The following is a 24,090-nucleotide window of genomic DNA, read 5'->3' on the forward strand; positions in this document are numbered from 1 at the left end:
GCAGGTCTCCTGGTTTTCGTTGTCGCCCCTCCCCCCCCCCCCCCCCCCCCCCCCCCCCCCCCCCCCCCCCCCCCCCCCCCCCCCCCCCCCCCGCCGCCGAAGCTACGATCCTTACGCCCAGTCGTCGCAGGCGTACCAGTCGCCGTTTGAGTAGCCGATACAGGCTTGCGCCTGTAGGTTCCGGGTGGGATACCGTGATCGTTGAATATTGTCGTAGACGCCGCCGTTGCCGTCGGTGCAGTCGACGGTGTTCACACGCTCGTGCCAATGGCCGGCCCATCCACCACCGCTGTTGATCTCGTAGCGGATCCGTGTGATTGCGCACCAACCGTCGCGGGCAATGTCCCGTGCGTACCCGCGGACCTCGACGCTGCCGCTGTTGTTCCAGGAGATGACCACCTGCGAGTCCACATGACCCGGATAAACGGGATAGGCTATCCGGCTGCTCGGATAGTTCGACCAGCCGCTGACGACGTACCAGTCGTCGGTGCTGTGCGCCTGCGCCGGCACGCCGAGGCCCAATACCAGGGCGAAGCCCGCGACGATCGCGAGCACCACCCGTCCCGTGCACTGGATCGGCCGATCGGGCCGCCTGCGTGGCCTCCCCGCCGGAATACCTGCTCGAACTCCCATTGATTCACGCCTTTCTTTGAAGGCCTTCCGAGGCAATTCGCCGCGCTTCGATCTATTGACGTAGACCAACCTATTCCGCCACCGTGCACGTTCCGTTGAGGATGCGTGCAGGCCGGGTTGAGGTCGACGCGGGCGGGCCCGGCGATCAGGTGTGCCGGAGCCGGTCGCGGATCTGTTCCGCCGCCGGGTGGTCCAGCGCGTCGAGGATCTCCAGGGCGTGCTTCCAGGCGTCGCGGGCCGCCTCGCGGTTGTCCGCGCGCTGATGGAGTTCGCCGAGTGCGATCCAGATCCGGGCCTGGTAGTAGCGGTCGCCGAGGCTCTGGTAAAGCTCGATTGCGTGTCGGTAGCACCGCACGGCCTGCTGCTGCCGCCCGAGGTGCTGGTGGGCTGCGCCGAGGCTTCCCCAGGTGCTGGCCTGGCCCCGCCGGTCCCCGATGCGCCGCTGGATCGCCAGGGCCCGCTCGCAGTCGTCAACCGCCTCGCGATGCTGCCCGAGGTGGTCGCGGTACCAGCCGATCGCGGCGATCGCCATCGCCGCCGCGCTCGGATCGCCGACCACCTCGATTAGTTCCAGCCCCCGCTGGGCGACGTCCAGCGCCGCCTGGTAACGGCCCTGCAGTTCGAGCACCGCCCCGAGGCTGTGACAGGTGTACGCCTGCTGCCGCAGGTCACCGGCCTGCTCGTAACGATCCAGCGCGGTCCGGAGCTGCGTCTCGGCGTCGGCGGTACGACGCAGTTGGGCGTAGGCGCGGCCGAGGTCACGGTGGGTGTGCGCCTGGGCAATCGGATCGGGCAGCTGGCTCGCGGCCCGGAGCGCGACGCGCTGTACGCGGGCCCAGTCGTGCCAGTGCCCCTGCCGGTCGAAGAACTCGGTAAGGGTCCAGGCCAATTGCCAAGCGTGGGCGTGGGCTCCCGTACTGGCGGCCAACTCCACCATCGCGATCAGCCCGGCGTGTTCGGCGCGGAACCACAACAGGGCCCGTTCCTCGTTGACGGCCTGCTCCCGGACGGCACCCGGCTCGGCTGGCGGGAGCGCGATCGGTTCCTGCAGCGGTCGTAACAGCCGCGCGGCGGCGTACGCGGTGTGCAGGTAGTGGTCGAATAACCGGTGCAGCGAGGCAGCTCGGTCGTCGTCGGTTTCCGACCCGAGAAGTTCGACGGCGTACGCGCGAAGCAGGTCGTGGCAGGTGTATCGGCCCGGGACGTGCTCGAACACCAGGTGCGCCCGGGACAGTTCGGCCAACAGCGGTCGTACCTCCCGTACCGGTACGCCGAGCAGGCTGGCTGCCGCCGGCGCCGCGAAGTCAGGGCCCAGGTGGAGCCCGAGTAGCCGGAACAGCCGTCCGGCCCTGCGGCCGATCGAGGCGTACGACCAGGAGAACAGGGCGCGTAGGTCGTGTCCTTCGTCGCAGGCGAAGGCGTCGAGTGGGCCGTCGGCGCTACGCAGCTCGTCGGTGACGGCCGCTAGGGCTACCTGGGGGTGGGCCGCCGCGCGGGCGGCCACCAGGGCGAGCGCCATCGGCAGCCCGACGCATCGCCGGACGATGTCGTCCACGGCGTCCGGCTCGGCGGCCACCCGGCTTGCTCCGAGGCGACCGGCGAGCAGCTCGCGGGCGTCCCGGTCGGCCAACAGGCCGAGTGGCAGCGCGTGCGCGCCCTCGGCGGTGATCAGGCCCGACAGCCGGTTGCGGCTGGTCACCAGCACCAGGCACCCCGCCGCGCCCGGCAGCAGTGGCCGGACCTGCTCTGTGTCGCGGGCGTTGTCCAGCAGAACCAGCACCCGCCGTCCAGCGAGCGCACTGCGATACAGGGCGGACTGACCCGCCAGGTCGGCCGGTATCCGGTCCGGCGGCACGGCGAGGGCGTGCAGGATTCCCCGGAGGGCGTCGGCGGGATCTAGCTTCGCCTCGGCGTCGAAGCCCCGCAGATTCAGGTAGAGCTGCCCGTCGGGGAACCGGTCGGCGACCCGGCGGGCCCAATGCACGGCGAGGCTCGTCTTGCCGATCCCGGCGGTGCCGGACAGGACGCAGACGGTGACCGCCTGGGGCGGAGTGCCGGCCGCCGACAGTGCGGCGTCCAGTTGAGCGAGTTCCTCGCCACGCCCGCTGAAGCCGCGTACCCCGAGCGGCAGTTGGGCCGGCACCCTGACCGGTGGTGGCGGGGGTGGCGGGTCCGTGTCCCCGCTGGGTGCCGAGGGCCGCCCGCCGGGCTGTTCGGTGCTGACCGGCAGCGCCCGACGCAGAATCGTCCGGTGCAGGTCCTGTAGGGCAGGTGAGTCGAGTCCACGCTGCCGGAGCAGGCCGATGCCGTCCCGGCAGACCGTGGCTGCCTCGTTGACCCGCTGCTCCCGGTAGAGCGCCGTTGCGAGCAGCCGGCGTACGGCCTCGTCGTACGGGTCCGCCGTGATCGCGCTAGTCAACTCGCCGATCACCTCCGCATGCCGGCCCAGCGCGGTGAGCGCCTCCGCATAGGTGCGGCGGGCGGCCCGCCGCAATCCGTCGAGCCGGGCCACCTCGGCGAGCGCGAACGGCCGGTCGGACACGTCGGCGTAGGCGGGGCCTTGCCACAGAGCCAGGGCCGTATCGATCGTCGCAACGGCAGCTGCCGCCTCGCCAGCGAGGACCAACTCGCGGGCGGTCCGGTAACTGTCCTCGAAGCGATGTGCGTCGACGCACTCCGGCGGCATCCGAAGCTGATAACCGGCTCCGCCGCCGGTACCTGTGGTAACCAGCACCGAGCTGCCGCTTTCGTCCGGCGGTGCCAGCGCGCGACGGAGGTTCGAGATGTGGCTGCGCAGCGTCGCCGGGGCCCCAGCAGGGGCGGACGGGCCCCAGAGCCGATCCACCAACCGGTCCGCCGACACCGCGCGGCCCTGCTCGATCAGCAGGATCGACATCAGCACGGTCTGCCGTGGACTGAGCCGGATCGGGCAGTCGGCCCGCTCGGCCCGCAGCGGTCCGAGTACGCGGACATCCAGCTCTCCCGTCACCCGCGCCCTCCATTACACGAACGGCCCCGCCGCGTGATGAAGCTTTCCACCATCCCGGGCCACTCCAATAAGAATAGATGGCCGTTGATGCCCATGCCTGCTCCCGCAGCTTCGCGACCAACGCCCGGACGTGTCGTGATCAGACTCCCGCCGAGGGGACGGTGCCAAGACGTAAGGCAGGTCCACCGAACCCGCCATCAGCGCGGCAACGACCGGCCGTGGCCTCTACATTCAGATCGGGGCCTACCCCAGGGCCCCGGTAAAGTCGTCCGGCGATTCCGACACCTGCACGGTCGCCGACTGACAGCCCACTAGTACTCCAGCCGCGTTTGGTGAATTGAGCGATCTCGCAGCTCAGTACCGGTTCTAGCTCAGCGGGCGAAGATGAAGCTACCAGATGAGCGTCAATGTTCCCGGCGGGGAGGTTGGGTGCTGTCGCACGGCGTGTCTGCTGCCTCTGTTCGGTGATCAGTCATCTTCTCTGCTTGTGTTGAGCGACGAGAAAGCCGGTTGGCCGTCGGGTCTGGATGACCTGGTGGGACGGTTCGCGCACCGGTTCGGGCGGGCTGAGCCTCGGCGGCAGGCCCGCAATTACCTGCTCGGACTGCTGTCGCCCCCTGGCGGACAAGAACGGCTGGACCCTCGCGGAGGCCGCTGGGGACAAGACCCCGGACCGGATGCAACGGTTGCTGAACAAGGCCGAGTGGGATGCGGACGCAGTCCGCGACGACCTGCGTGGCTATGTCAGCGACCGGTTGGGTGCCTCGGACGGTGTGCTGATCATCGATGAGACGGGGTTTCTGAAGAAGGGTGTGAAGTCGGCCGGGGTGCAACGCCAGTACTCGGGCACCGCCGGACGGACCGAGAACTGCCAGCTCGGGGTGTTCCTGGCCTACGCCACCACCCATGGCCGCACGCTGGTCGGCCGAGAGCTGTACCTGCCACGCGGCTGGTGCGACGACGAGGCCCGCCGCGAAGAGGCAGCGATCGGCACGTCGGTCGGGTTCGCCACGAAACCCGCCCTCGGGCTGCGGATGATCGGCCGCGCCCTCGACGCGGGCATGCCCGCCCGGTGGGTGACCGCCGACGAGGCGTACGGGCAGGACTCGAAGTTCCGCCGCTGGCTGCAGGAACGCAGGGTCGGTTACGTCCTGGCCGTGCCGCGCAGCCAGAGGGTTCCCACCGACACGGGCAGTGCCCGCGCGGACTTCCTCGCCGCCCAGGCCCTGGCCCTGACGTGGAAGCGACGCAGCTGCGGCGACGGCGTCAAAGGCCCACGCCTGTACGACTGGGCGGTCGCGTCCCTGCCCGACACCGGCACCGCCGATCACGGGTTCACCCGATGGCTACTGATCCGCCGCAGCATCACCAGACCAGACGACCTGGCGTACTACCTGTGCCACGGCCCGGCCGGCACCGGGGACGAGGAACTGATCCGGTCGCGGGAACCCGATGGGCGATCGAGGAATGCTTCCAGACCGCGAAGAACGAAGTCGGACTCGACCACCACCAGGTCCGTCGTTACGACGCCTGGTACCGGCACATAACGTTGGTTATGGTGGCGCACGCCTACCTCGCCGTCACCACCGCCCGCGCCGAAAAGGGGGCTCCGAAGCCATGCGGGACGGCCTTATCCCACTCACCCTCGACGAGGTCCGCCGACTCCTGGCACACCTGATCACCCGGACCCGACCACTCGACCACATCCATCGATGGTCACGATGGCGTCGCCGCCACCAATACCGGGCCAAAGTGAGCCACTACCAGCGAAGACTCCAAATCCAACAGGTACGGCTGGAGTACTAAGAGGGTGTGTGAGATCGCTGTCGGACGGTGTGTCCGTCGGGACGGCGGGGCTGAGTCGGTGATCAGGCTGGAACGCACCCCTCGTTACCCATCAGACCTGACCGACGCGCAGTGGACCATCATCGAGCCGATGTTGCCGCTGCCCAAGTGGCTCGGCCGGCCGGTCCAGGCGTTGAACACCCGCCGAAGACAAGACCAGCCGGCTGCGGACAACGAGGTGAGACACGACACGATGCGACACCGCCCAGGACGAGGCGACACGTACGTTTCCACGGTCAAACGACGGTCAAACGCTCAAGAGCCGGTCCCCTGGAATCCAGGAAACCGGCTCTGACCTGCTGAAATACTGTCGGGACGGCCGGATTCGAACCGACGACCCCTTGACCCCCAGGACCTTTCGCTACACGTTCCCGCACGTCAGGCACGCTATACCCACGATCAAGCCGTGCACCTAACAGCGCTTTGTTCACCATCGGGTACTACGTGCGGTCCCTATGTGGTCCCCAGAGTTGGACACGCTTCAGGAACTTTTTTGCCAGACTGGCTTAGCAACTCGCCCATCTGGCCTCGTCCGTACATCTACAGCGGGGAGCCACAATCCGGGCAGTTTCCGCGGACTTGCTGAGAGAACGGTATGCCGTTCTGGCGAGTCCGGGCCATGGCGCTCTTCACTTCAAGGACATGGGGTGGAAATTCTTCTTCCCGAAGGATTCGCGACGTACCGTCCTCTTCAATAACCGCATAGTCGAAATCGACTCCATCAGCCCAAGTTATTTCCATAAAGCGAGCTTCCGTTGTGTGGTGGACACACCGACACAGATCTCTAACTGCCGCCGCGACACCTAGGATTCTGGCACTACGCGAGCGCGCCGTGAGAACAACATCTTCCCGCTCGATTACAATCTTGAACACTTCTCCAGGCTCAATCCGCGCCGAACTATTAATCCTACCGGCACCGACGACGTACTCATCTAAGTGCTCTGAGATATTGCGTAGATCTGTTACGTGAGAGGTGTTTTGCCGAAATGTTTGCAGAGCCGCCATCATATGGGGATTATTACCTAGTCGCCTCTGTAGATCCCGAGCAATTCTCTCCATTCTTCGTGCGCAATTTATTATCGCGAGCGCGTCAATTCGCGCCACAAACTGAACTTGTTGACGCTTGTTCCACGCTTTCGGTCCGGTGGCCTTATTAAAGTCCTTCAAATCTGTCAATAGCCGACGCTCATGCACCGAGAGTTCCGTCAGTAGGGCCTCCATCGAGGCTTCGCCTCTTATCCGCTGAGACCCCTCACGTGATGCTCGGGTCGGAAGGAAGACGATCTCGCCGGGCTCACTTACAATTTTCTGATCGCGAAGCTGATTGCCCGCATCGACAGCAATCGCCATCAAATCCGAGTCCCGAGGTGCGATATCCATCACGATTTGGATGGCAATCTTGGCGAGATCATCCGTCAATGCAGTCAGAAAGCCGCTATTGCCATCAATGGTGATGTCGCAGAAGAATCTGCCGTCCTCAGCCCGGCGCTCGACCGAGGTGGCAGCCTCGCACCACCTTGCGTAGGCAGTGAACTCGCGGATCCATGACAATACTGTGCGACTCGGCGGAGCCGCTGTTTCAAACTGGACTGTCCGCCAACCCATACATGCCCCCCCGCTCAACACAACTTGCAGCTATTGGCCCAACTCCGCCTCGGTCGCAGTTTGTTTCACCCCTACCAAATTTGCCTCCCGAAGGCAGATTCAATACTGGTCCGCATCTTGTCCCAAAAATCCAAACCATGAGTGTCAGGCGGCAAATAGTCTTTACGAATCGCATTCGCACTAGAGACAAGGTCATGAAGGGCCATGTAGTAAGCGGCCGACACCGCGTATCTGATCGCCGTAGCGGACCCAAGCAAGGGGGAGTACGCAAACGTCCCGCGGTCGGTCCACTGGAATGGTGCACGAAACCACCCATCCCCCTCTTCGCCGATCAGATACTGCGCCGCCTTATCAACCTGAGACATGTTGTTCGTCCCATAGAAAGCAATTAGCGTTGGATGAGCAAGGCGCAGGTTCCACAACTTTCGCTGGGCCCATCCAAGATAGGTAACGTAGTCATTCTCCAGCAGACCAAGGGAGTTGCCGCTGAACTTGAACTGCTCCGCCGGACTAAAGTATGGAGTATTCCCGAAAAAGACACCTTGGTAGTCGATCGGGTTAGGTAACCCCGTCAATTGACTTAGTCGCTCAATGTACGAAGCGTACTCGACATCAGACAACAAGGAGTCAATGGGACCAAGCTCTTTTACAGCAAGGCAGGCGCGCGCAAACCGAAATGGCGGATAGATATCCGACCAGGAAAGTCGACCCAAGTGGCTTGGACTAACGAACGGGGGTACTGCGGGATTAAGCGCGAAGTCACAAAGCGCCGCCACGGTAAGCAGGGACCCCACGAAGTCCCTATGCCCAAACCCAGTGATCGCCTCATACATACGTAGCGGTGCGCCATAACTCGTCTTCAGTGCCGCGACAGCCTCCCCGCGCAGATACCCACCCATTGGAGACGCTGAAGTCCCGCCAAACCGATCAAGTCCCCAGGCAAGGAATTGATCTATAGTTGCCGCACACTCGAATAGCAGTCGGGTAGTCAGCCTCTCGCCACTGCCCTGCACGTAGATCATTTGTCTTGGATTCTTCAATTCAATTCGCGTCACAGATTCCGTGCCGTCGAATAATTTATGACCCCAGAAAGTAACATCAGTGAACGCCGAGCCGACAGCCTCAGTTGTGGGCCACTCCAATCTCTCAATGCCCTCCGAGTCAAGCAGCATCCTGTGACCAACCCGCAAATCCAGCCAGAACTGCCGAACAAGCTGAAAAGAATCCGAAGCCGAGGGATGCATTCTCTCCAGGTCAAAAATTGTTTTTCCAGACCGCCTAGCCGAAATGATATCGGCGGCTTCACTTCGAGCAAGCCCGGGCAGGTGGTCGATAACCAAACGCTCTGACGCATATTTCATGAGCGTTAGGCAAATTCCCACTGTTGAACCATGGAACCGCACCCAGTGGCTATTTTCATGGGTGTAGGTCATGTGATACTGGTAAGTATCACTTCCTGGAATGAAGAGTAAGTAGGTCGAGAGATCCATACGACCCTGGCCATGGCAGCCCCCCAGAATGCCATTGTTGTTAAGATCCATGATTCACTGTGCATCGGCGTCGTCATGCTGCTCTTTCTGAACCTTGAGTCGCTTCCACCCCTTAATCCGTTCATAAACGACCTTGACGGCTGCCGCAGTCGCAGTCACCGAGACTCCCGCAGCAACTTGAATGAAGAATTCCGCCATAGGCGAAGCGCCGAGTTCGCCGTTGTCGAACAGACCAGGCCGCGTCTCAGATATCGCACCGACAACAAACCCGGCAGCCTCCAATTCATTGACAATCTCCTGGCGGAAATCCTGAAGGTCCAAAATTGGGCCTTCAATCACCATGACCTGAGACAATTCACACTCCCTAAGATTAATTGCCCAAAGGGCATTGCACGAAACTGAACGCGCGGCACTTTACATCGTTGCCGATACCATTTGGTACGGGACGCGTTGCCTCTTGGCACCGACGAACGGCATACGCATACTCCACTCTGAACTCGTGGCACCACGACGCAGTGTAGCTACGCAAGCACGCGCTTCAAAGCTGTCCTTCCCCCTCCATGTCGGTCCGTTGCCCTAGAGTGCGGCCATGGCTTCGCGAACCTACGGCGAGATACCTGGCTTCCCACCCGGCTCAGCTTTCGCTAGCCGAGCCGACTTGGCAGCAGCCAAGCTCCATCGGCCCACCCAGGGCGGTATTTGCGGCGGGACGGACGGAGCCGAGTCCATCGTAGTTTCCGGTGGCTATGTGGACGATGTGGACCATGGCGGCGAAATCGTATACACCGGACAGGGCGGCAACGATCCTTCGACTAAGCGACAAATAGCGGACCAGGAACTCACGCGCGGCAATGCCGGACTGGCCCGCAGCAGGCTCGACGGGAACCCGGTACGTGTCGTGCGAGGCTCGGGCGGTGCCCCCGCCTACTCCCCTACAACCGGCTACCGCTACGACGGTTTGTTTCGCGTAGTCGATCACTGGCACGACACTGGCAAGGATGGCTTCCGAATTTGGCGCTTCCGGCTAGTTACGCTCGAAAGCAGCGATCCCCCGCCACCCCTAGCGCAGGATGCCCCAAGCAAGCCAGCCATGCGCGCGCAGAGCGTGATCCAGCGCATCGTCAGAAGTACCGCGGTGGCGGTTCGCGTTAAGCGACTCCACGGGTACCGCTGTCAGATATGTGACATCCAGCTTCCAACACCGGCCGGCCCCTATGCCGAAGCCGCACACATCAGGGGCCTGGGGGAACCTCACGGCGGGCCCGACGTGGACGGCAATGTGCTATGCCTCTGCCCCAACCACCACGTGCTGTTCGACACCGGCTCTATCTACATTGACTCCGCCGGGATTGTATGGCAGACCGATACAAGCGACCAGGTCGGCACGCTTCGCGTCGTCCCGGGACACAGCGTCGACTGGGCACAGGTGTCGTACCACCGAGAGCACTACAAGCCATAGCTCGAAGTCCCATTCAGAGCCTTCATACTCTGACTTCCGGGCTAGTTATGCGAATTTGTACGCCATGCCATCATGGCCCGCGCCCGGGCCTCGATTATCGCTGCCCGCACTAACCGCTCCGCTCCCGCATTGTGAGCTGGTTGGGCGGTGCTCTGGGAGGGCCATTTCCGGTAGAGTAAGCCCGGCACTCCAATAAAGTACCCGGCTTTCACGACGCTTGCGGCGATCAGCAGCCCAGTATCTTCGGACGCCGGCAGGGCCATCCAGCCCCCGAGCGCGATGATTAGGTCACGTCGGATACACATCGTCCCTGGCACTACTGACGGCTGGTAATCGTGCTTTAACCAGTAGTCGAACAGTGCCCCTACCGGTATCACACCCTCGGGCGGATCAGCCTGTTCCCAACTAACCACCGTTCCGTCGACCAGCAAATCGAGGGCGCTAGACGTCGTCCACCCAATCTCATCGTGGTTCGTTAGGACGTCGAGGTCTCTCAACAACGTCCCATGCCTGAGTAAATCGTCAGCATCGAGAGATTTGATGAGGCTACCGACACTACGAGTAAGAGCGATGTTGCGAGCCATGGCCGGGCCACCGCGCCGCCCCGTGCCGAAACTAATGCGGGAATCATTGGGCAGCAGGTCAGCAACGTTCCCGCTCTCGCCATCCTCCTGAACGACCCACTCCCACTCCCACCCATCGGGCATCTCTTGCTGATTCAGAGAGTCGTAGGCATCGGCCAAGAACGACGCATTGGGCGGGTAAACAGGGGTGATGACGGAGACAACCTTGTTGCTCACGCCGACCACCTGTCAAGCTTGATCGTGTAGGTGAGCTGAGTACGGTCGCCAGCCAGAACCATGTCAACCACCTCCACCACACGGTCGGTGGTGTCGATAGAGATCTTCCTCACGGCGAACACTGAGACTCCCGTGTCGATCCCGAGATCTTCAGCTTCGTTCGCGGACGGCGGACGTGCAATCACCTCTTCTTTGATCCGGGCCAGTTCGATCCCAAGCGTTGCAAGCTGAGCCTGCGTACCGCCCGGCCAGGGCTCGTTGGACACGTCCAGGAGCTTCGGGTTCGCCGCCACCACGTCGTGTAGGACGAAGGACCGACCTAGGCCAATGGGCGCATCCTCGCTCCGGGGACGTGTGCGGTAGACCCGCTCAAGAAGCTTGGTCCCGACAGGTACGCCAAACGCTTCGGCCAAGTCTTCGTCGGCCTCACACAGCGTGTACTCGGCGCGGAAGTCGAGATCCTCCATCTCAAGGCCGGTGTCGCGCTCTGCCGAGCCGGTCCCGTATCGCTTCTCCGTTGGCAGCAAGACGCGGTTCTTCTCCCACTGGTGACGGTCCGAGTCTCGCATGATCCGTTGGCGTGGGTGGCGCACGAACGTCCCACGCCCGTGCTGCTTCTCGATCAAGCCTTCTGCGGCCAGCAGGTCGAGCGCCCGGCGCATCGTCACGAGGCTTACCCCGTACTCGTCCTTGAGGACCGTCTCGGGCTGGAGTTGGTCGCCCGGCTGCATCACGCCAGATTTCACCTTCCGCCGCAGGTCAGCAGCGATCCTGTCGTACTTGGTTGCCATGTCCTCGCCCTCAGTCGTCGTGAACCTCTTGAGCTTAAGTCCTCTAGAGGTCTTGACATCGTGCCTTTGGTCACTACTCTCTAGGCCATAAGTCCTCTAGAGGACCAGAGGACGATAGGTCTAGTGATAGGGGGTGCCCCGTGGGGCACATGTCAAATGCCCTGGGCAGCAGCGAACCAAGCCTCACGGAGCTGGCTGAGATCGAACGTGAGTTGCCGCTGATCGAGGCTGAGGTGGCGTTGCTGGACGCCGAAATCACCGTGTTGTCGGCGGAGCCGTTGCCGACCGAGTTGGACTGGCGCCGGGTACGACGGGCCGTACGGCGGGTGGAGCGTGAAGCGGCGGCGCTCTACAGCGGGTCGACGCCGGCAGTGTTTCTCGTTCGGCGTGCGGCGTAGGTGGCTGACAATGAGCCGGATTCGTGCTGCGTTCTACGACCCGGAAGGCGCCCGGTGGGGTCTGCCTACCTGGTGGTGGAGAGGTGCCCCCGCCGGCTACGCCACCGTGCGTCAGTTGCGTGCCCGTGGCTTACGGCCCGGTGGGCAGCCGGTCGCCGCACAAATTCTCTGGTCCGGTGTCGGCGGTACCCGCACCGCCTATCTCTACCGGGTGAATCTGGCTAAGCCGAAGCGGACCGCTACCCCTGGTCAGCGGGCCGCGATCGACCGGGCGTTGACGGCCCGACGTACCTGTCCTACCTGCCGCGTTGTGCGCCCCTACTACATCCCGCGCTCCCTCGGGGAGTGCCTTGACTGTGTTGGAGGTTCCCTGTCATGACCAGCCAGCGTCCGAGCACCGGGGCAGAAATCGCCGCTGCTTTGCGGGCCGTCGCGGACAAGGTCGCCGCCCTGGGCGACACTTCGCTGACGGACATGTACGTGACCGTCTCGGTTCAGCCGTTCGGTGGGGAAGAGGCGGAGGTCGCCGCAATCAATCTGCTCGGCGGTGCGCTCTACGGCACGCCGGGTGCGACCAAGGAGCTGTCGGGTGGGGTGTACCACCACGGCGTGTACGGGCGGATCGCCGGTATCTCTGTGAAGGCGTTCACGGGGGTCACGTCGCCGGCTGAGCGAGAGTTGCGGGCTGAGATCGCCCGGCTTCGCGCTGAGGTTGCCGGGGCGGTGGCCCGGTGACGACTCCGACGATGAACAGTGCCTATCCGCGGCAGGTGGCGGAGTTGCTGCCGGCCGCGCGGGACCTGGCCGCGCGACTGGACACGATGCCGTCGCAGAACCGGATCAAGCGTGAGCTTCGGGTGGGTCCGGATAAGGCGAAGGCGTTGCTGGAGGCGTTGAGGAACGACCCTGCCGCACCGGTCATCATGCCCACCACGGACCCGGTCGACGGCGCCGAGAACACCACCCCGGTCCCGGACACGACCCCGGACTCGACGCAGAGCATCCCCCCGGTGGAGCCCGTCACGACCGCTGCTGGAGCGAAGGAATTGATGCAGGCCATCCCGCTCGAATCACCGGTCACCAACATCACGGCCGAACCCGCTTCGGCGCGGTGGTGGCGCCGCCAGCGGCGTGGTGCGACCGCTCGCACGGCCGTTCCGGAGGCACCGGAGCAGGCTAAGCGGGACGGAGACCCGGATTCCGAAATCGGCGCCCCCGCCGCCCCAGTGCGGAAGCCGGTGCGGTCATGGGTGCTGCTGTTCCTCGCGGCCCCGGCCTTCGTCGCTATCTGGTCTGGGTGGGTCGGACTCGGGGAACTCACCGGGTTCGGTGTAGTTCACCCGCTGCCCGGCATCTGGGACTCGTTCTCCCTGAACACCGCGATCACGCTTCCGATCGGAGTGGAGGCGTACGCCGCGTACGCGTTGCGGGCCTGGCTGTCCCCGCACGTCCCGCCCCGCGCCCGGCGGTTCGCGAAGTGGTCCGCGATCGGGTCACTCGTGCTCGGCGCGCTCGGCCAGGTGGCTTACCACCTGATGGAAGCCGCCGGCATCACCTCCGCACCATGGCAGATCACCACCCTGGTCGCCTGCCTGCCGGTGGTGGTGTTCGGCCTCGGCGCTGCCCTCGCTCACCTGCTCCACGCCGACGATACCCACACCAACTGATCCTCAGCAGGAAGGAACGTCTCTGATGCTGCGCAACTACACCCGCTGGAGGCAAGGCGAGTCCGGCCGGCTTCACGCGGACATTCTCGGCGCGAAGGTCGACATCGACGTGGACACCACCTCGAACGCGGTCTTGCTCGGTGGCGTGGAACTGAGCCCGGATGAGGCTCGGATGCTCGGCGTCCGGCTGATCGACGCGGCGGTTTTCGCCGATGGTGACCGGGCGGTTCGGAAGCTCCCGTCCGACACCTGATTTCGCCCGGCGGCACGGCCCCTGGCCTCGACAACCGTGCCGTGCCGCCGGTCACTACTCCCGAAGGAGAGCACCTCTGATGATGTCAGAACACCTCCGACTCACCGACGCTCTGACCACCACCCGTGCGGAACTGACGCGGGTCGACAGCAAAGCGTCGACGCTACTCGCGGTCGCTGGTGCCGCGTTGACGGTCGGACTGGCCGTCCTGAGCCGCGCTGACCTGCCGATCCTGGCGCAAGTCACCGGCTGGTTGACTCTTGCTTTGATCGGTGTGGCTCTTGCCTGCCTCGCGCTGGCGGTTCGCCCGACCCTGCGCGGCACGCACGGTCTGGTGCGCTACGCCGCGTTGGCGCCGGGTGACCTGCTCACCGAGGTCACCACCGAATCCGACCTCACCACCGCCGTCGCGAAGGCGCGGGAACTGGTGTGGCTGTCGCGTGCCGCACTCGCCAAGTACCGGCGGGTCCGTGTCGCTGTGGATGTGTTGCTGGCCGGTCTGGCTACAGCCGCGGTCACCGCTGCTCTCACCGTCGCCCTCTGAGCTGGAAAGGAGCCTCGCTGATGCGAGTTGTCGAAGCCCTGATCGCGGGTCTGATCGTCGCCGCGGTGGTACTCGTCGTCGCGGTGCGGGTCGACGCCGACCCGGTGCTGTTGCCCGCGTTCGCGTTCCTGATCACGTTCTTCGCCGTCGTCATCCGGCCGACCCGTCACCATCGCCGTTCGTACTCGACCCGCCACCGTTCCTGATTTCGGAAGGACATTCCTGACATGGCTGCTCGTCTTCCTGACCCGGAGTTCCCCGACAACATCGCCATCCGGAACTGGTGCAACGAGGTCCGTAAGCAGATCCACACCGAGTCGATGATGATCGGCATGGCCGCGGTCGAGTTGCAGGCCGCACTGGGCCAGGTCTCCGGCCGACCGGGCCTGCTCGGCGTTGACTCCAAGGTCCGCGCCCGCATCGTCGCCTCCCACATCGACCACGCTGCGGAAGCGCAGAAGCAGGCCGCTGCCGCGATCGTCCGGGCGTACATGAGCTTCAGGAAGCATTTCGGCGACGAGATCGACGCCGCTAGCGGCCGAAAGCCCCGCAAGCCCACGTTCGTGTTCAAGCCGGAATGAGGTCCCCCATGCGACGCAGCACCAAGGCTCCGGCCCACTTCGACCTGACCGGCCCAATGACCTCGCGCTATGGTGCCGCCCACCTGCTGCCCTACCTGCCGCCGTGGGGCATCAGCGTGGCAACCCTCCCGGCGGCAGCTGCGGCACACCACTGGTGGGGCACCGACCCGTCCGTAGCCCCGTGGGCGACCGCCGGTCTCACCCTCGCTGGGGCCGGACTGACCGGCATGGCATGGGCTGCCGGACGGGCACGCGGACCACTGACCCGTTTCCACGCCACCCTGACCACCGCCGCGGCGTGCGGGTGGTTCACCGCCGCCGAAGTCGTCGGCGTGTTCACCCGCCCCATCATCGACCTCTGGCTCATCGGCGCACCCACCCTGGCCATCGCGTGGAACATCCGTCGCCTGCTCCGCGGCAACGGCGACGACACCAACAGCGGATGGGGTGACCTCGGGGAAAAGGTGAAGCTCGCCGGTTCCCGCATCACCACCGCCCGCGTCGACGGCCCCCGCGTCGTCGGCACACTGCAACTGGATCCGGGTGAGCAGACCCTGACCGACGCGCAGGGTGCGGTGGGCAGGATCGCGTCGGCATTGCAGGTCCCAGCCAACGGGGTCCGGATCACTCCCGACCCGGACCGAGCCGACCGGGCAGAGATCAGCGTGACGACCAGGGACATGCTCCGTGCGCCGATCGCCTGGCCCGGCCTGGTCTCCCCTGGTGGGTCGATCGCCGAGCCGATCGAACTCGGCGTCTACGAAGACGGCCAACCCCTCACCCTGCACCTCACCGGCGACGAGAAGGCCGGGCGGGTATCGCAGCACATACTGGTCTGCGGGACGAACGGGTCCGGGAAGACCGCCGGCGGGCAGATCATCGCCGCCGAAGTCGCCTCCAGGGTCGACGCCGACCTGTACTACATCGACACCGTGAAGGGCGCCCAGTCGTCCGGGCCGATCGCCCCCGGCGTCGACAAACTCATCACCGACACCGCCGAGGCGAAGACCCTCGTTCGGTCGCTGCCGGGGCTGATCCAGTCCCGGACGAACTGGCTCGGCCAGCGCGGGCACGACCAGTGGAAGCCCGGTTGCGGTCTGCGGTACCTGGTCGTGATCGTGGAAGAGTTCGCCGCAGTATTCGCGAACTCGACCACGTTCGTCCGGGTCGCCCAGCAGGCACGCTCCGCCGGCATCAGCCTGGTCGTGTCCCTGCAACGCCCCACCTACCAAAACCTGCCCGTGGACGTGCGTCAGCAACTCAACACCGTCCTGTGCTTCGGGCTCCGCGAGGGCGACGAGACCTATGCCCTTTCCTCGGCCACCCTCGAAGCCGGGGCCGACCCCGGACGGTGGGGCAACAGCCGCCCCGGATACCTCTACGCCGAACTACCCGGCGTGGACGAACGCCGCTGGCCGGTCCCCGCCCGCACCTACCGCGCCACCCCCACCCAACTCACCAACGCCGTCACCAGCCGACCCGCACCAGCCGCCCGCCCGGCGCCCGGAACGGTCGCGTCGGCGGGTGTGCCGGTGCTGGAGGAGGTACCGCCGCCGCGGGTGTTCGTCGCCTCCACCGCCGGGGAGCTTGACCAAATGGACCTTGACGACTTTGACGACGACGACGTTCCCACCCTCCCCGGCAGCCCGGAGCCGGACCTCGGCAGCGACATCGACCCGTCACGAGACATCCCCGACGACGAAGACGGCGTACTCGACCTGACCCCGCCAGAACCGGCAGGGCGGAAGCTGAGCACCGCTGAGGCGCGAGAGCAACTCACCGCCTACCTCCGGCGGCTCGCCGACGCCGGACACACCACCATCACCCCCGCGCAGCTCGTGGAGTTCCGGATCGCCGCCGGCCGCACCCCCGGATGGCTCACCGGAGAGCTACAACGCCGAGTCACGGAGGGCGAGTTGGGCACCCACCCCGGACGCGGCGTCTACGCCCTCCCCGCCCTCGTACCCGCCTAACCACCCCGCGCGGGCGGTCACACAGCGTACGCAGGTGGCCGCCCGCGCCCATTCCGCGTAATTGAATTCAGTTCAGGCGCACACCGCGCCTGAGTCGCCCTCTACGCGCAGACACGCGCAGGCGCCAACCTGAATTCAGACCCCCATTGAATTCAGATCCCGACAACGGGAGCCACCTCCGCACACCCAAGATCAACTACTCAGCGTAACCAAACTCTTGACCGACTTCGGAGGACTCTGATGCGAACCACACTCGCCGCGACCGCCCTCGGAATCGCCGCCGTCGCCGGCTACCTCACCGCCCGCCACACCTTCCGCAACCAACTGGCCGACGCGGACCACCGCGCCACCCACGACCTGCTCACGGGTGCTTACAACCGGCGCGGGCTGACCGACGCTGCCGACCGGTCCATCGCCACCGCCCACACCGCCCGGCGCCCCATCGTCGTCGCCCTGGTCGACCTGGTCGGCTTCAAGGCCATCAACGACAACCACACCCACGACGCAGGCGACCACATCCTCACCGTCATCGCCGGCCGCCTCGGTGGCATCGCCGGACCCGCCGGCATCGCCGCTCGCCTCGGTGGAGACGAATTCGCCCTGCTCACCACCGGCCCGGCACCTCGCTACGGCGACGCACCCGCATGGCTGACCGGCTGGCTTCCCCACATCCACGCCCGGCTCACCACCCCGGTGACTTATCAGGGCAACAGCCTCGCGGTCGGCGCAACGATCGGCGCCACCCTCGCCGACCCCGGCCAGGGCATCAGCGCGTGGCTCACCGCGGCTGACAGAGCGATGTACGAGGCACGCGCCAAGCGCACCACCACCGCCATCGCCACCACCCCACCTCCGGCGACCCACCGCGACCACACCCGGCCGCGTGACCTCGCCCGACCCACGAGCCACCTCGCCATCACTACGAGCGCTTTCGCCGCCTGATGGCCCGCCCCCGGTGTCAGCACTGGATCGGGACCGAGGCCCGTTACTGCCACTTCCCGCACCGCGTGCGGCTGTTCCTGCCCGGTCACCGCTGCCCCTTGCATACCCCGGCAGCGCTGGCCGGGCGCCCGGAAGCTCCCCGCCCCTCTCCGCTGATCCGATCGGAGGACACCATGTCTGCCCTACTCACCGCCGCACTCGGCCACGCCGAACGCGGATGGCACGTCTTCCCGCTCCGCCCCGACGACAAGCGACCCGCATTCCCCGACCACCCCGAAGACCGATGCACTCGTAACGACCCGCGATGCCGCCGAACGGGTGAGCACGTTGGGTGGGAACCGCGGGCGACCACCGATCCCGACCGCATCCGCCGGGCCTGGACCCACGCCCCGTACAACATCGGCATTGCTTGCGGCCCTTCTGGGCTCATCGTGGTCGACCTGGACATGCCCAAACCGGGCCAGGTACCACCGGCGGAGTACGACCTGTCCGGCAACGGCCTCAGCGTGTTCGCCACTCTGGTCCACCAGCACGGCCAGCGCATCGAGACCACCTACACCGTCGCCACCGGCCGCGGTGGCACCCACCTCTACTACCAGCACCCGGCTACCGGGCAGCAGCTACGGAGCACAGCCGGGACGCTTGGTTGGCTGGTCGACACCCGCGCACATGGCGGCTATGTCGTCGCCACCGGCAGCACCGTCAACGGCAACCCGTACACGGTCGACTTGGACACCGAGCCCGCACCGCTCCCCGAATGGCTCTCCAACCTGCTCGCACCCGCACCGCTACCTGTGCAGGAGCCCGTGAGTGTGACGCTGCCCGGTGGGCGAACCGGTGCCTACGTGCAGGCCGCGGTCGACCGGGAAACGGCCCGCGTGACCAATGCGCCGGAAGGGCAGCGGAATCACAGCCTCTACATCGCGGCTGTCGCTCTCGGGCAACTCGTCGCCGGAGGATCGCTCACCGAGGCTGACGCCACAAGCGTGCTGGAACAGGCGGGGACGGCTGCTGGTCTCGGCCAGTTCGAAGTCATCCGGACGATGCGGTCCGGTCTCGCCGCCGGACGGAATCGGCCCCGGCAGGTAGCGGCATGAGTCGCGCGCACCCGCAGCTGCGGATCGAGCCCGTGTCACTGCGCGATGCTCGTGCGTTCGTGGCACAACACCACCGCCACAACCCCGCCCCGATTGGACACAAGTTCTCCCTCGGGCTGCTGGACACCTCCGGCCTGCGTCGAGGTGTGGCGATCGTTGGACGGCCGGTGGCTCGGATGCTCGATGACGGACAGAGCTTAGAAGTCACCCGCGTCTGTACCGATGGCACCGCGAACGCCTGCTCAGCCCTACTCGGCGCCGCCTGGCGCGCCACCCGCGAACTCGGCTACCACCGGCTCATCACCTACACCCAAGCCGCTGAAACCGGTGCCAGTCTTCGCGGAGCGGGCTGGAAACAAGCCGCGGAGATTCGGCCCCGTAGCGGCTGGTCCAGTACCGGCCGTCCGCGGCAGGACAAGCACCCTCTGCGCGTTCGCCGCCTGCGGTGGGAAGTCACCACCGCCAGCTACAACCCACCCGAGTTACGTCACACCGCCCCACCCAACCGTGACGAAACCCCAACGCTCATTGCCTGCTGCTACTGCGCCGCCGCCGTGCCGCGGGCCGCGACCGGCAGGCCGCCCCGCTACTGCTCCCGCGCGTGCCGACAGGCCGCCTACCGCACCCGCGCCAACTCGCGACCCAACACGCGCAACGGAGAGGCCGCATGAACACCGCGCCCCACCTCCAACTGGTCAGCCCGCCTGCCAACCACGCCGAACGGCCGGACGCGACCGGGCCACTCTGGGATGTTCCAGTGCCCTTGAACGGGCCAACCACTGTGCCGCCACCATTCCCGGTCGACGTGTTCCCGACCTGGCTGGAGGACATGGTCACCGGGGTTGCCCGGTTCACCCAGACCGACCCGGCCATGGCCGGCACCCTCGCCGTCGCCGTGCTGTCCGCCTGCGCTGGAGGCCGCCTGGAGGTGGAGCCCATCGGCGGGTGGCGCGAGCCGGTCAACGTGTTCGCCGCCGTCATCGCCGGCCCCGGCGAACGCAAATCCCCGGTGCACCGGGCAATGACTCTGCCCCTGTTCACCGCACAGACCACCCTCAGCGACGCGATGCGACCCAGAATCGCCGAAGCGGCAGCTCTGAGAGACATCGCCGACCGGCAAGCCGAGCAGGCCAAAGCCATCGCGGCGAAAGCCACCGACCCCGACAAACGCGACCAGGCCGCCGCCGACGCGGTCACCGCCGCGATCACCGCCGAAGCCATCACCGTGCCGACCCTGCCCCGCCTGATCGTGGACGACGCCACCCCCGAAGCCCTCATCGGACTCATGGCCGCCAACGGCGGTCGAATGGCCATCATCAGCGACGAAGGAGGAATCTTCGATACCCTCGCCGGCCGCTACTCCGGCATCCCCAACCTCGACCCCTACCTCAAAGGCCACGCCGGACAACCCATGTCCAACGAACGCCAAACCCGCGAAGGCGTCTCCGTCGACAAGCCCGCCCTGACCGTCTGCGTCATGGCCCAACCATCCGTCCTACGCAAATTCGGCGGAAACACCGATCTCGCCGGCCGCGGCCTACCCGCCCGATTCCTGTTCGCCCTACCCCGCTCCCTCGCCGGCTACCGCCTAGTCGAAACCGAACCCGTCGCCGAACACATCACCACGACCTACAGCCAACACGTACACGACCTGGCCGCCACCCTCGCCGAATGGGAAGACCCCGCCGTCGTCACCCTCACCCCCGAAGCCACCCGCGTCCGACTCGCAGCTGCGACGGAGGTAGAGGCACAGCTACGCCCCGGCGGCACCCTCTACGACTTCCGGGAATGGGGCAACAAGCTCTCCGGCGCGACCCTCCGACTCGCCGGCCTGCTCCACGTCGCCCACCACCCCACCGACGCCTGGCGCCGACCCATCCACGCCGACCGCATGACCGACGCTGTACGACTCGCCGAATTCTTCGCCGCCCACTACCGCACCGCCATTACCACCATCAGCAGCGACGCCAGCATCGAAACCGCCCGCTATGTTCTCGGCGTCCTCACCACCAAACAGATGACCACCTTCACCCGCCGAGAACTCCACCGCCGGGTATCCCGGCAGCTACCCAGAGCCGAGCAGGTCACCACCGTCCTCACCGAACTGACCGCCCTCGGATGGGTCCGCTCCGGCGTCGATGGCCGATACGAACTACACCCCCGCGCGATAGACCAACCCGGAAGCGTTGACACGTTGACAACTGCCACCCCGAGCGACGTTTCCACAGGTCACAGTACCCGCACACCTGTCAACACCGCCCGTTGACACCCGTTGACAGGCGTCGACAGCGCCAGCCAGGTGTCAACGCTGTCAACGCCTGTCAACGGGCCCCGTTGACACCCAAAACCCCGACCCGACCTGCACAAAGGCTCCCAGGAACCACCGCTGTCAACGCGTCAACGCTTCCGGGCTGCTCATCAGTCCGGCTACATAGCCCCAAAGAGACCGGCTACACCCCTGCCGACCCGAAAGGCGCCCATCGTGCGACTCGTGCCCCGAACCGGCAACGCCGCAACACCTCTCCCGCAAGAAGACGAAGCGCTCATCCTCTTGGCGAAACCCTTCCTGTCGACCGAGGAACTCGCCGAGCTGCTCGACGTGGACCCGTCCACCATCCGCCGCTGGCGCACAGCGCCACCGGTCCAGGGACCACCCTTCATCCAGATCTCAGAGCGAGTCGTGAAGTACGCGACCGCGGACGTACACCGGTGGCTGTCTGCGCGTCGAGTGAATCCGGAGGCAGCGTGATGGCAAGTCCCCAGCAACCGCCAATCGGTGTGGCGCTCTCGCCCGATGTGGAACACCGCCCGGATCGGACGCTGGCGTACCGGGCACGCGTCCGGTGGACCGATCCGGTCACCAACAAACGCCGGTCCAAGTCGACATCCACGGAAACGCCCGAGGAGGCACAGCAGTGGATCGACGGCATGATGAACGCTGCCCGCAGCGGGCTCGACCCGCTTGCGGCAACCATGCGCCTCACGGACTACGGCGAGAGCATCATGACGTTGGCGCTGCGCGGCCTGGAGCGCAAAACACTCGACCCGTACCTTGCCGGATGGCGAAAGCGGGTCATACCGACACTGGGACACATCCCCGTCCGAATGATTTCCAACGGCTCGGTCGACCGGGCCGTACATGGCTGGATCGCGGACGGCTGTAGTCGGTCCACAGTGAAGAACACCATCGCCGTGCTCGTACGGGTCATGGAGCAGGCCGTACGCGACGGCATCCGGGACCGAAACCCGGCCATCGTTACCGGGTGGCAGCACGAATTCAAGCTGGCAGAAGATGAGTTGGACGACCCACGTTCGCTCGCACTCGCGGACTGGGAAGCGCTCACCACGCTTGCCGCCGCTCTCGTGGCCGCATCGGCAAACGAGTACACCGGGTGGTCCGACGTAGTTCTCTTCGCCGCCTGCACCGCAGCCCGCATCGGTGAGGTATCCGGGGTCCGCGCCGAGGACATCGACCGGGAAACGTGGATGTGGACGGTACGCCGACAGACCACCGCCGGACCGGGTGGGCTGATCGACAAGGGGACCAAGGGAAAGCGGGCTCGACTCGTGCCGCTGATCGAAGAGATACAGCCGATCGTAGCCCGGCGCCTGGATGCCGCTACCAAGCCGGACTCACGGCTGTTCGTCGGCCCGCGCGGCGGACGAATCAGCACTGCGGTACTGCGGGACGCGACGCACTGGGATGACGTGGTGGTCCACCTGGGCTACGAACACCTACGCCGGCACGATTTACGGCACACAGGGCTGACGTGGATGGCTGACGCTGGCGTACCTGTGCACGTGCTCCAGCGGATCGCAGGACACGGCCAGCTCACCACAACCCAGCGGTACCTACACCCCGACCGGCGAGCATTCAGGGACGCAGGTACGGCGCTGAGCGCCCATTTGAAAGCCCGTAGTACGCACAAGGATGTCATCCTGCACGCGATCTGAACTTCCCGGTGGCAATGCCGTAGCCGCTGATGCAACCTTCATCGGCGGCTACGGCATCTAGCCGACCTATCTCTCGACCTTCGCTTGCTCGATCCAACGAGCAAGGACACTGAACGCTGCCAGATAGTGAAGAGCCTCCTCTTCAGGCGGCTCAGCTAGCTCACCATACTCGTGCGCAAGTACGTTCCGGATAGCTTTGAAACACCCCTGCCCGAAGGAGAGCGCTCCTGTTTGGAGGCTCTTATAGGTGTCGCTTCCATCATCGCCGATCAGGCGGAGGCGCGGCGCTCCTGGCTTCGGAGGTTCGAGGCTGAAGCACTCACTTATGAGCTTCGTTTCCGAAATATCTTTCCGTCCGACCTTTGCCTGGAGGGCGGCGTTAACGCTACGAGAGGCCGCTACGACCGCCTCACCAAAATGTTGGCTACGCCATAGACTCTTCGACGCCTCCCATACATCACGATGCATCGTTGAGGCCGAGAGCGATGGGCCAGAGTCCCCAAGATTCTCCTCAAGCTCCTCCTTGCGTCTCAACAGAACAAGAAGCTGCAAGGCGATTCGGGCAAGAGGATCGTACTCATGCCCATAGCTTGCCCCCTTGCGCAGGTGGCTCCGCCAGTCGCTCCAGGCACGGTCCGCTATCTGCTCGACGATCGGCATTCGTCCGATGACATCATCGCGCTTCGCCTTGATGGCCGGATGCCGGTACGCCTGATCCCCAGCCCGCTCGTACGCCTGCCGGTGCTCCGTGCATCGCGCGACGAACTCTTCCAGTTCGTTGATCGCCCACGAGGTCTTCATAGCCATATGGCTCCCGGTGCTCCCTTCGCCCAGGTGGTCTCCGGCACGCTCTTGGTCCCCGAGTGGTCCCCAGCTTCGCGACCTCCAGATCGCTCTTACCGAGCGTGCCTCCTATGCGTGAGAGGCCGCCCAGCAGGGCATATGCCCTACCGAACGGCCTCTCACCACACTGTCGGGACGGCCGGATTCGAACCGACGACCCCTTGACCCCCAGTCAAGTGCGCTACCAAACTGCGCCACGTCCCGTTGCTGCCGCTTAATTCTCGGT

The 24,090-nt window shown here is 65.5% G+C and carries 24 protein-coding genes, 1 tRNA gene and 1 pseudogene; 17 read left to right on the forward strand and 9 right to left on the reverse strand.

The features are described 5' to 3' along the window. Positions 1–111: 111 nt before the first annotated feature. Both ACZ6QQ_RS26710 and ACZ6QQ_RS26715 read right to left on the reverse strand, forming a co-directional pair. Positions 112–555, reverse strand: coding sequence for a hypothetical protein (locus ACZ6QQ_RS26710; RefSeq protein ID WP_465879980.1), 444 nt, complete (start codon positions 553–555; stop codon positions 112–114). 223 nt (positions 556–778) lie between these two features. Beyond that, positions 779–3,622 carry an AfsR/SARP family transcriptional regulator gene (locus ACZ6QQ_RS26715; protein WP_465879981.1) on the reverse strand — a complete coding sequence of 948 codons (2,844 nt, stop codon included), beginning with the start codon at positions 3,620–3,622 and terminating at the stop codon, positions 779–781. Positions 3,623–4,112: 490 nt separating this feature from the next. Between ACZ6QQ_RS26715 and ACZ6QQ_RS26720 the strand changes: the two are divergent. Next, positions 4,113–5,240: pseudogene (locus ACZ6QQ_RS26720) on the forward strand (IS701 family transposase); the annotation flags it as partial. A gap of 767 nt (positions 5,241–6,007) precedes the next feature. Here the strand turns inward: ACZ6QQ_RS26720 and ACZ6QQ_RS26725 are convergent. The 3 genes from ACZ6QQ_RS26725 to ACZ6QQ_RS26735 form a co-directional block, all read right to left on the reverse strand. Beyond that, positions 6,008–7,018: a hypothetical protein gene (locus tag ACZ6QQ_RS26725; protein ID WP_465879982.1), complete on the reverse strand. Its 1,011-nt coding sequence runs from the start codon at positions 7,016–7,018 to the stop codon at positions 6,008–6,010. A gap of 125 nt (positions 7,019–7,143) precedes the next feature. After that, positions 7,144–8,613, reverse strand: coding sequence for a hypothetical protein (locus ACZ6QQ_RS26730; protein WP_465879984.1), 1,470 nt, complete (start codon positions 8,611–8,613; stop codon positions 7,144–7,146). 3 nt (positions 8,614–8,616) lie between these two features. Beyond that, positions 8,617–8,916: a hypothetical protein gene (locus ACZ6QQ_RS26735; RefSeq protein WP_465879985.1), complete on the reverse strand. Its 300-nt coding sequence runs from the start codon at positions 8,914–8,916 to the stop codon at positions 8,617–8,619. Positions 8,917–9,151: 235 nt separating this feature from the next. On the opposite strand from ACZ6QQ_RS26735, the gene ACZ6QQ_RS26740 reads away from it, so the two are divergent. Next, positions 9,152–10,021 (forward strand): YDG/SRA domain-containing protein, encoded by an 870-nt coding sequence (locus tag ACZ6QQ_RS26740; RefSeq protein ID WP_465879986.1) that lies wholly within the window; start codon positions 9,152–9,154, stop codon positions 10,019–10,021. Between the two features lie 41 nt (positions 10,022–10,062). On the opposite strand, the gene ACZ6QQ_RS26745 is transcribed toward ACZ6QQ_RS26740, so the two are convergent. Both ACZ6QQ_RS26745 and ACZ6QQ_RS26750 read right to left on the reverse strand, forming a co-directional pair. Beyond that, positions 10,063–10,821 (reverse strand): glycosyltransferase family 2 protein, encoded by a 759-nt coding sequence (locus ACZ6QQ_RS26745; protein WP_465879988.1) that lies wholly within the window; start codon positions 10,819–10,821, stop codon positions 10,063–10,065. After that, positions 10,818–11,612 (reverse strand): GntR family transcriptional regulator, encoded by a 795-nt coding sequence (locus tag ACZ6QQ_RS26750; RefSeq protein WP_465879989.1) that lies wholly within the window; start codon positions 11,610–11,612, stop codon positions 10,818–10,820. Before ACZ6QQ_RS26750 ends, ACZ6QQ_RS26745 begins: the two co-directional genes overlap by 4 nt. A gap of 149 nt (positions 11,613–11,761) precedes the next feature. On the opposite strand from ACZ6QQ_RS26750, the gene ACZ6QQ_RS26755 reads away from it, so the two are divergent. The 15 genes from ACZ6QQ_RS26755 to ACZ6QQ_RS26825 all read left to right on the forward strand — a co-directional run bounded on the left by ACZ6QQ_RS26755 (position 11,762) and on the right by ACZ6QQ_RS26825 (position 23,021). Next, complete coding sequence (locus ACZ6QQ_RS26755) at positions 11,762–12,010, forward strand: DUF6284 family protein (RefSeq protein WP_465879990.1); 249 nt, start codon at positions 11,762–11,764, stop codon at positions 12,008–12,010. Positions 12,011–12,020: 10 nt separating this feature from the next. After that, complete coding sequence (locus ACZ6QQ_RS26760; RefSeq protein WP_465879991.1) at positions 12,021–12,389, forward strand: RRQRL motif-containing zinc-binding protein; 369 nt, start codon at positions 12,021–12,023, stop codon at positions 12,387–12,389. After that, a complete protein-coding gene (locus ACZ6QQ_RS26765) occupies positions 12,386–12,745 on the forward strand; it encodes a hypothetical protein (protein WP_465879992.1) in 360 nt (119 codons plus the stop codon). The genes ACZ6QQ_RS26760 and ACZ6QQ_RS26765 overlap by 4 nt, the downstream gene beginning before the upstream one ends. Before the next feature lie 11 nt (positions 12,746–12,756). Then, on the forward strand, positions 12,757–13,677 hold the full coding sequence (locus ACZ6QQ_RS26770) for an ABC transporter permease (protein ID WP_465880051.1): 921 nt from the start codon (positions 12,757–12,759) through the stop codon (positions 13,675–13,677). A 25-nt stretch (positions 13,678–13,702) separates the two neighbouring features. After that, positions 13,703–13,930 (forward strand): hypothetical protein, encoded by a 228-nt coding sequence (locus tag ACZ6QQ_RS26775; protein WP_465879993.1) that lies wholly within the window; start codon positions 13,703–13,705, stop codon positions 13,928–13,930. Between the two features lie 79 nt (positions 13,931–14,009). Further along, positions 14,010–14,474: a Pycsar system effector family protein gene (locus ACZ6QQ_RS26780; protein WP_465879994.1), complete on the forward strand. Its 465-nt coding sequence runs from the start codon at positions 14,010–14,012 to the stop codon at positions 14,472–14,474. A 20-nt stretch (positions 14,475–14,494) separates the two neighbouring features. Further along, positions 14,495–14,680 carry a hypothetical protein gene (locus ACZ6QQ_RS26785; RefSeq protein WP_465879995.1) on the forward strand — a complete coding sequence of 62 codons (186 nt, stop codon included), beginning with the start codon at positions 14,495–14,497 and terminating at the stop codon, positions 14,678–14,680. Between the two features lie 21 nt (positions 14,681–14,701). Continuing rightward, a complete protein-coding gene (locus tag ACZ6QQ_RS26790; RefSeq protein WP_465879996.1) occupies positions 14,702–15,055 on the forward strand; it encodes a hypothetical protein in 354 nt (117 codons plus the stop codon). An 8-nt stretch (positions 15,056–15,063) separates the two neighbouring features. Then, positions 15,064–17,028, forward strand: coding sequence for a hypothetical protein (locus ACZ6QQ_RS26795; RefSeq protein WP_465879998.1), 1,965 nt, complete (start codon positions 15,064–15,066; stop codon positions 17,026–17,028). Between the two features lie 240 nt (positions 17,029–17,268). Continuing rightward, positions 17,269–17,970: a GGDEF domain-containing protein gene (locus ACZ6QQ_RS26800; protein ID WP_465880000.1), complete on the forward strand. Its 702-nt coding sequence runs from the start codon at positions 17,269–17,271 to the stop codon at positions 17,968–17,970. A gap of 173 nt (positions 17,971–18,143) precedes the next feature. Then, entirely contained in the window at positions 18,144–19,067 is a 924-nt protein-coding gene (locus ACZ6QQ_RS26805) for a bifunctional DNA primase/polymerase (RefSeq protein ID WP_465880053.1), read from the forward strand. Beyond that, entirely contained in the window at positions 19,064–19,738 is a 675-nt protein-coding gene (locus ACZ6QQ_RS26810; protein WP_465880002.1) for an XF1762 family protein, read from the forward strand. Before ACZ6QQ_RS26805 ends, ACZ6QQ_RS26810 begins: the two co-directional genes overlap by 4 nt. Further along, positions 19,735–21,333 carry a YfjI family protein gene (locus ACZ6QQ_RS26815; protein WP_465880004.1) on the forward strand — a complete coding sequence of 533 codons (1,599 nt, stop codon included), beginning with the start codon at positions 19,735–19,737 and terminating at the stop codon, positions 21,331–21,333. The genes ACZ6QQ_RS26810 and ACZ6QQ_RS26815 overlap by 4 nt, the downstream gene beginning before the upstream one ends. A 279-nt stretch (positions 21,334–21,612) precedes the next feature. Next, positions 21,613–21,816 (forward strand): helix-turn-helix transcriptional regulator, encoded by a 204-nt coding sequence (locus tag ACZ6QQ_RS26820; protein ID WP_465880054.1) that lies wholly within the window; start codon positions 21,613–21,615, stop codon positions 21,814–21,816. Then, positions 21,816–23,021, forward strand: a complete 1,206-nt coding sequence (locus ACZ6QQ_RS26825; protein ID WP_465880005.1) for a tyrosine-type recombinase/integrase — start codon at positions 21,816–21,818, stop codon at positions 23,019–23,021. Before ACZ6QQ_RS26820 ends, ACZ6QQ_RS26825 begins: the two co-directional genes overlap by 1 nt. Positions 23,022–23,087: 66 nt before the next feature. Here ACZ6QQ_RS26825 and ACZ6QQ_RS26830 read toward each other — a convergent pair whose 3' ends face one another. Both ACZ6QQ_RS26830 and ACZ6QQ_RS26835 read right to left on the reverse strand, forming a co-directional pair. Next, the gene (locus ACZ6QQ_RS26830) at positions 23,088–23,828 is read right to left on the reverse strand and encodes a TIGR02391 family protein (RefSeq protein ID WP_465880007.1); all 741 of its coding nucleotides are present in this window, start codon (positions 23,826–23,828) and stop codon (positions 23,088–23,090) included. 166 nt (positions 23,829–23,994) lie between these two features. Next, positions 23,995–24,068 (reverse strand) — tRNA-Pro (locus ACZ6QQ_RS26835). Positions 24,069–24,090 lie beyond the last annotated feature (22 nt).

Source organism: Micromonospora sp. NPDC049529, from assembly GCF_055586685.1.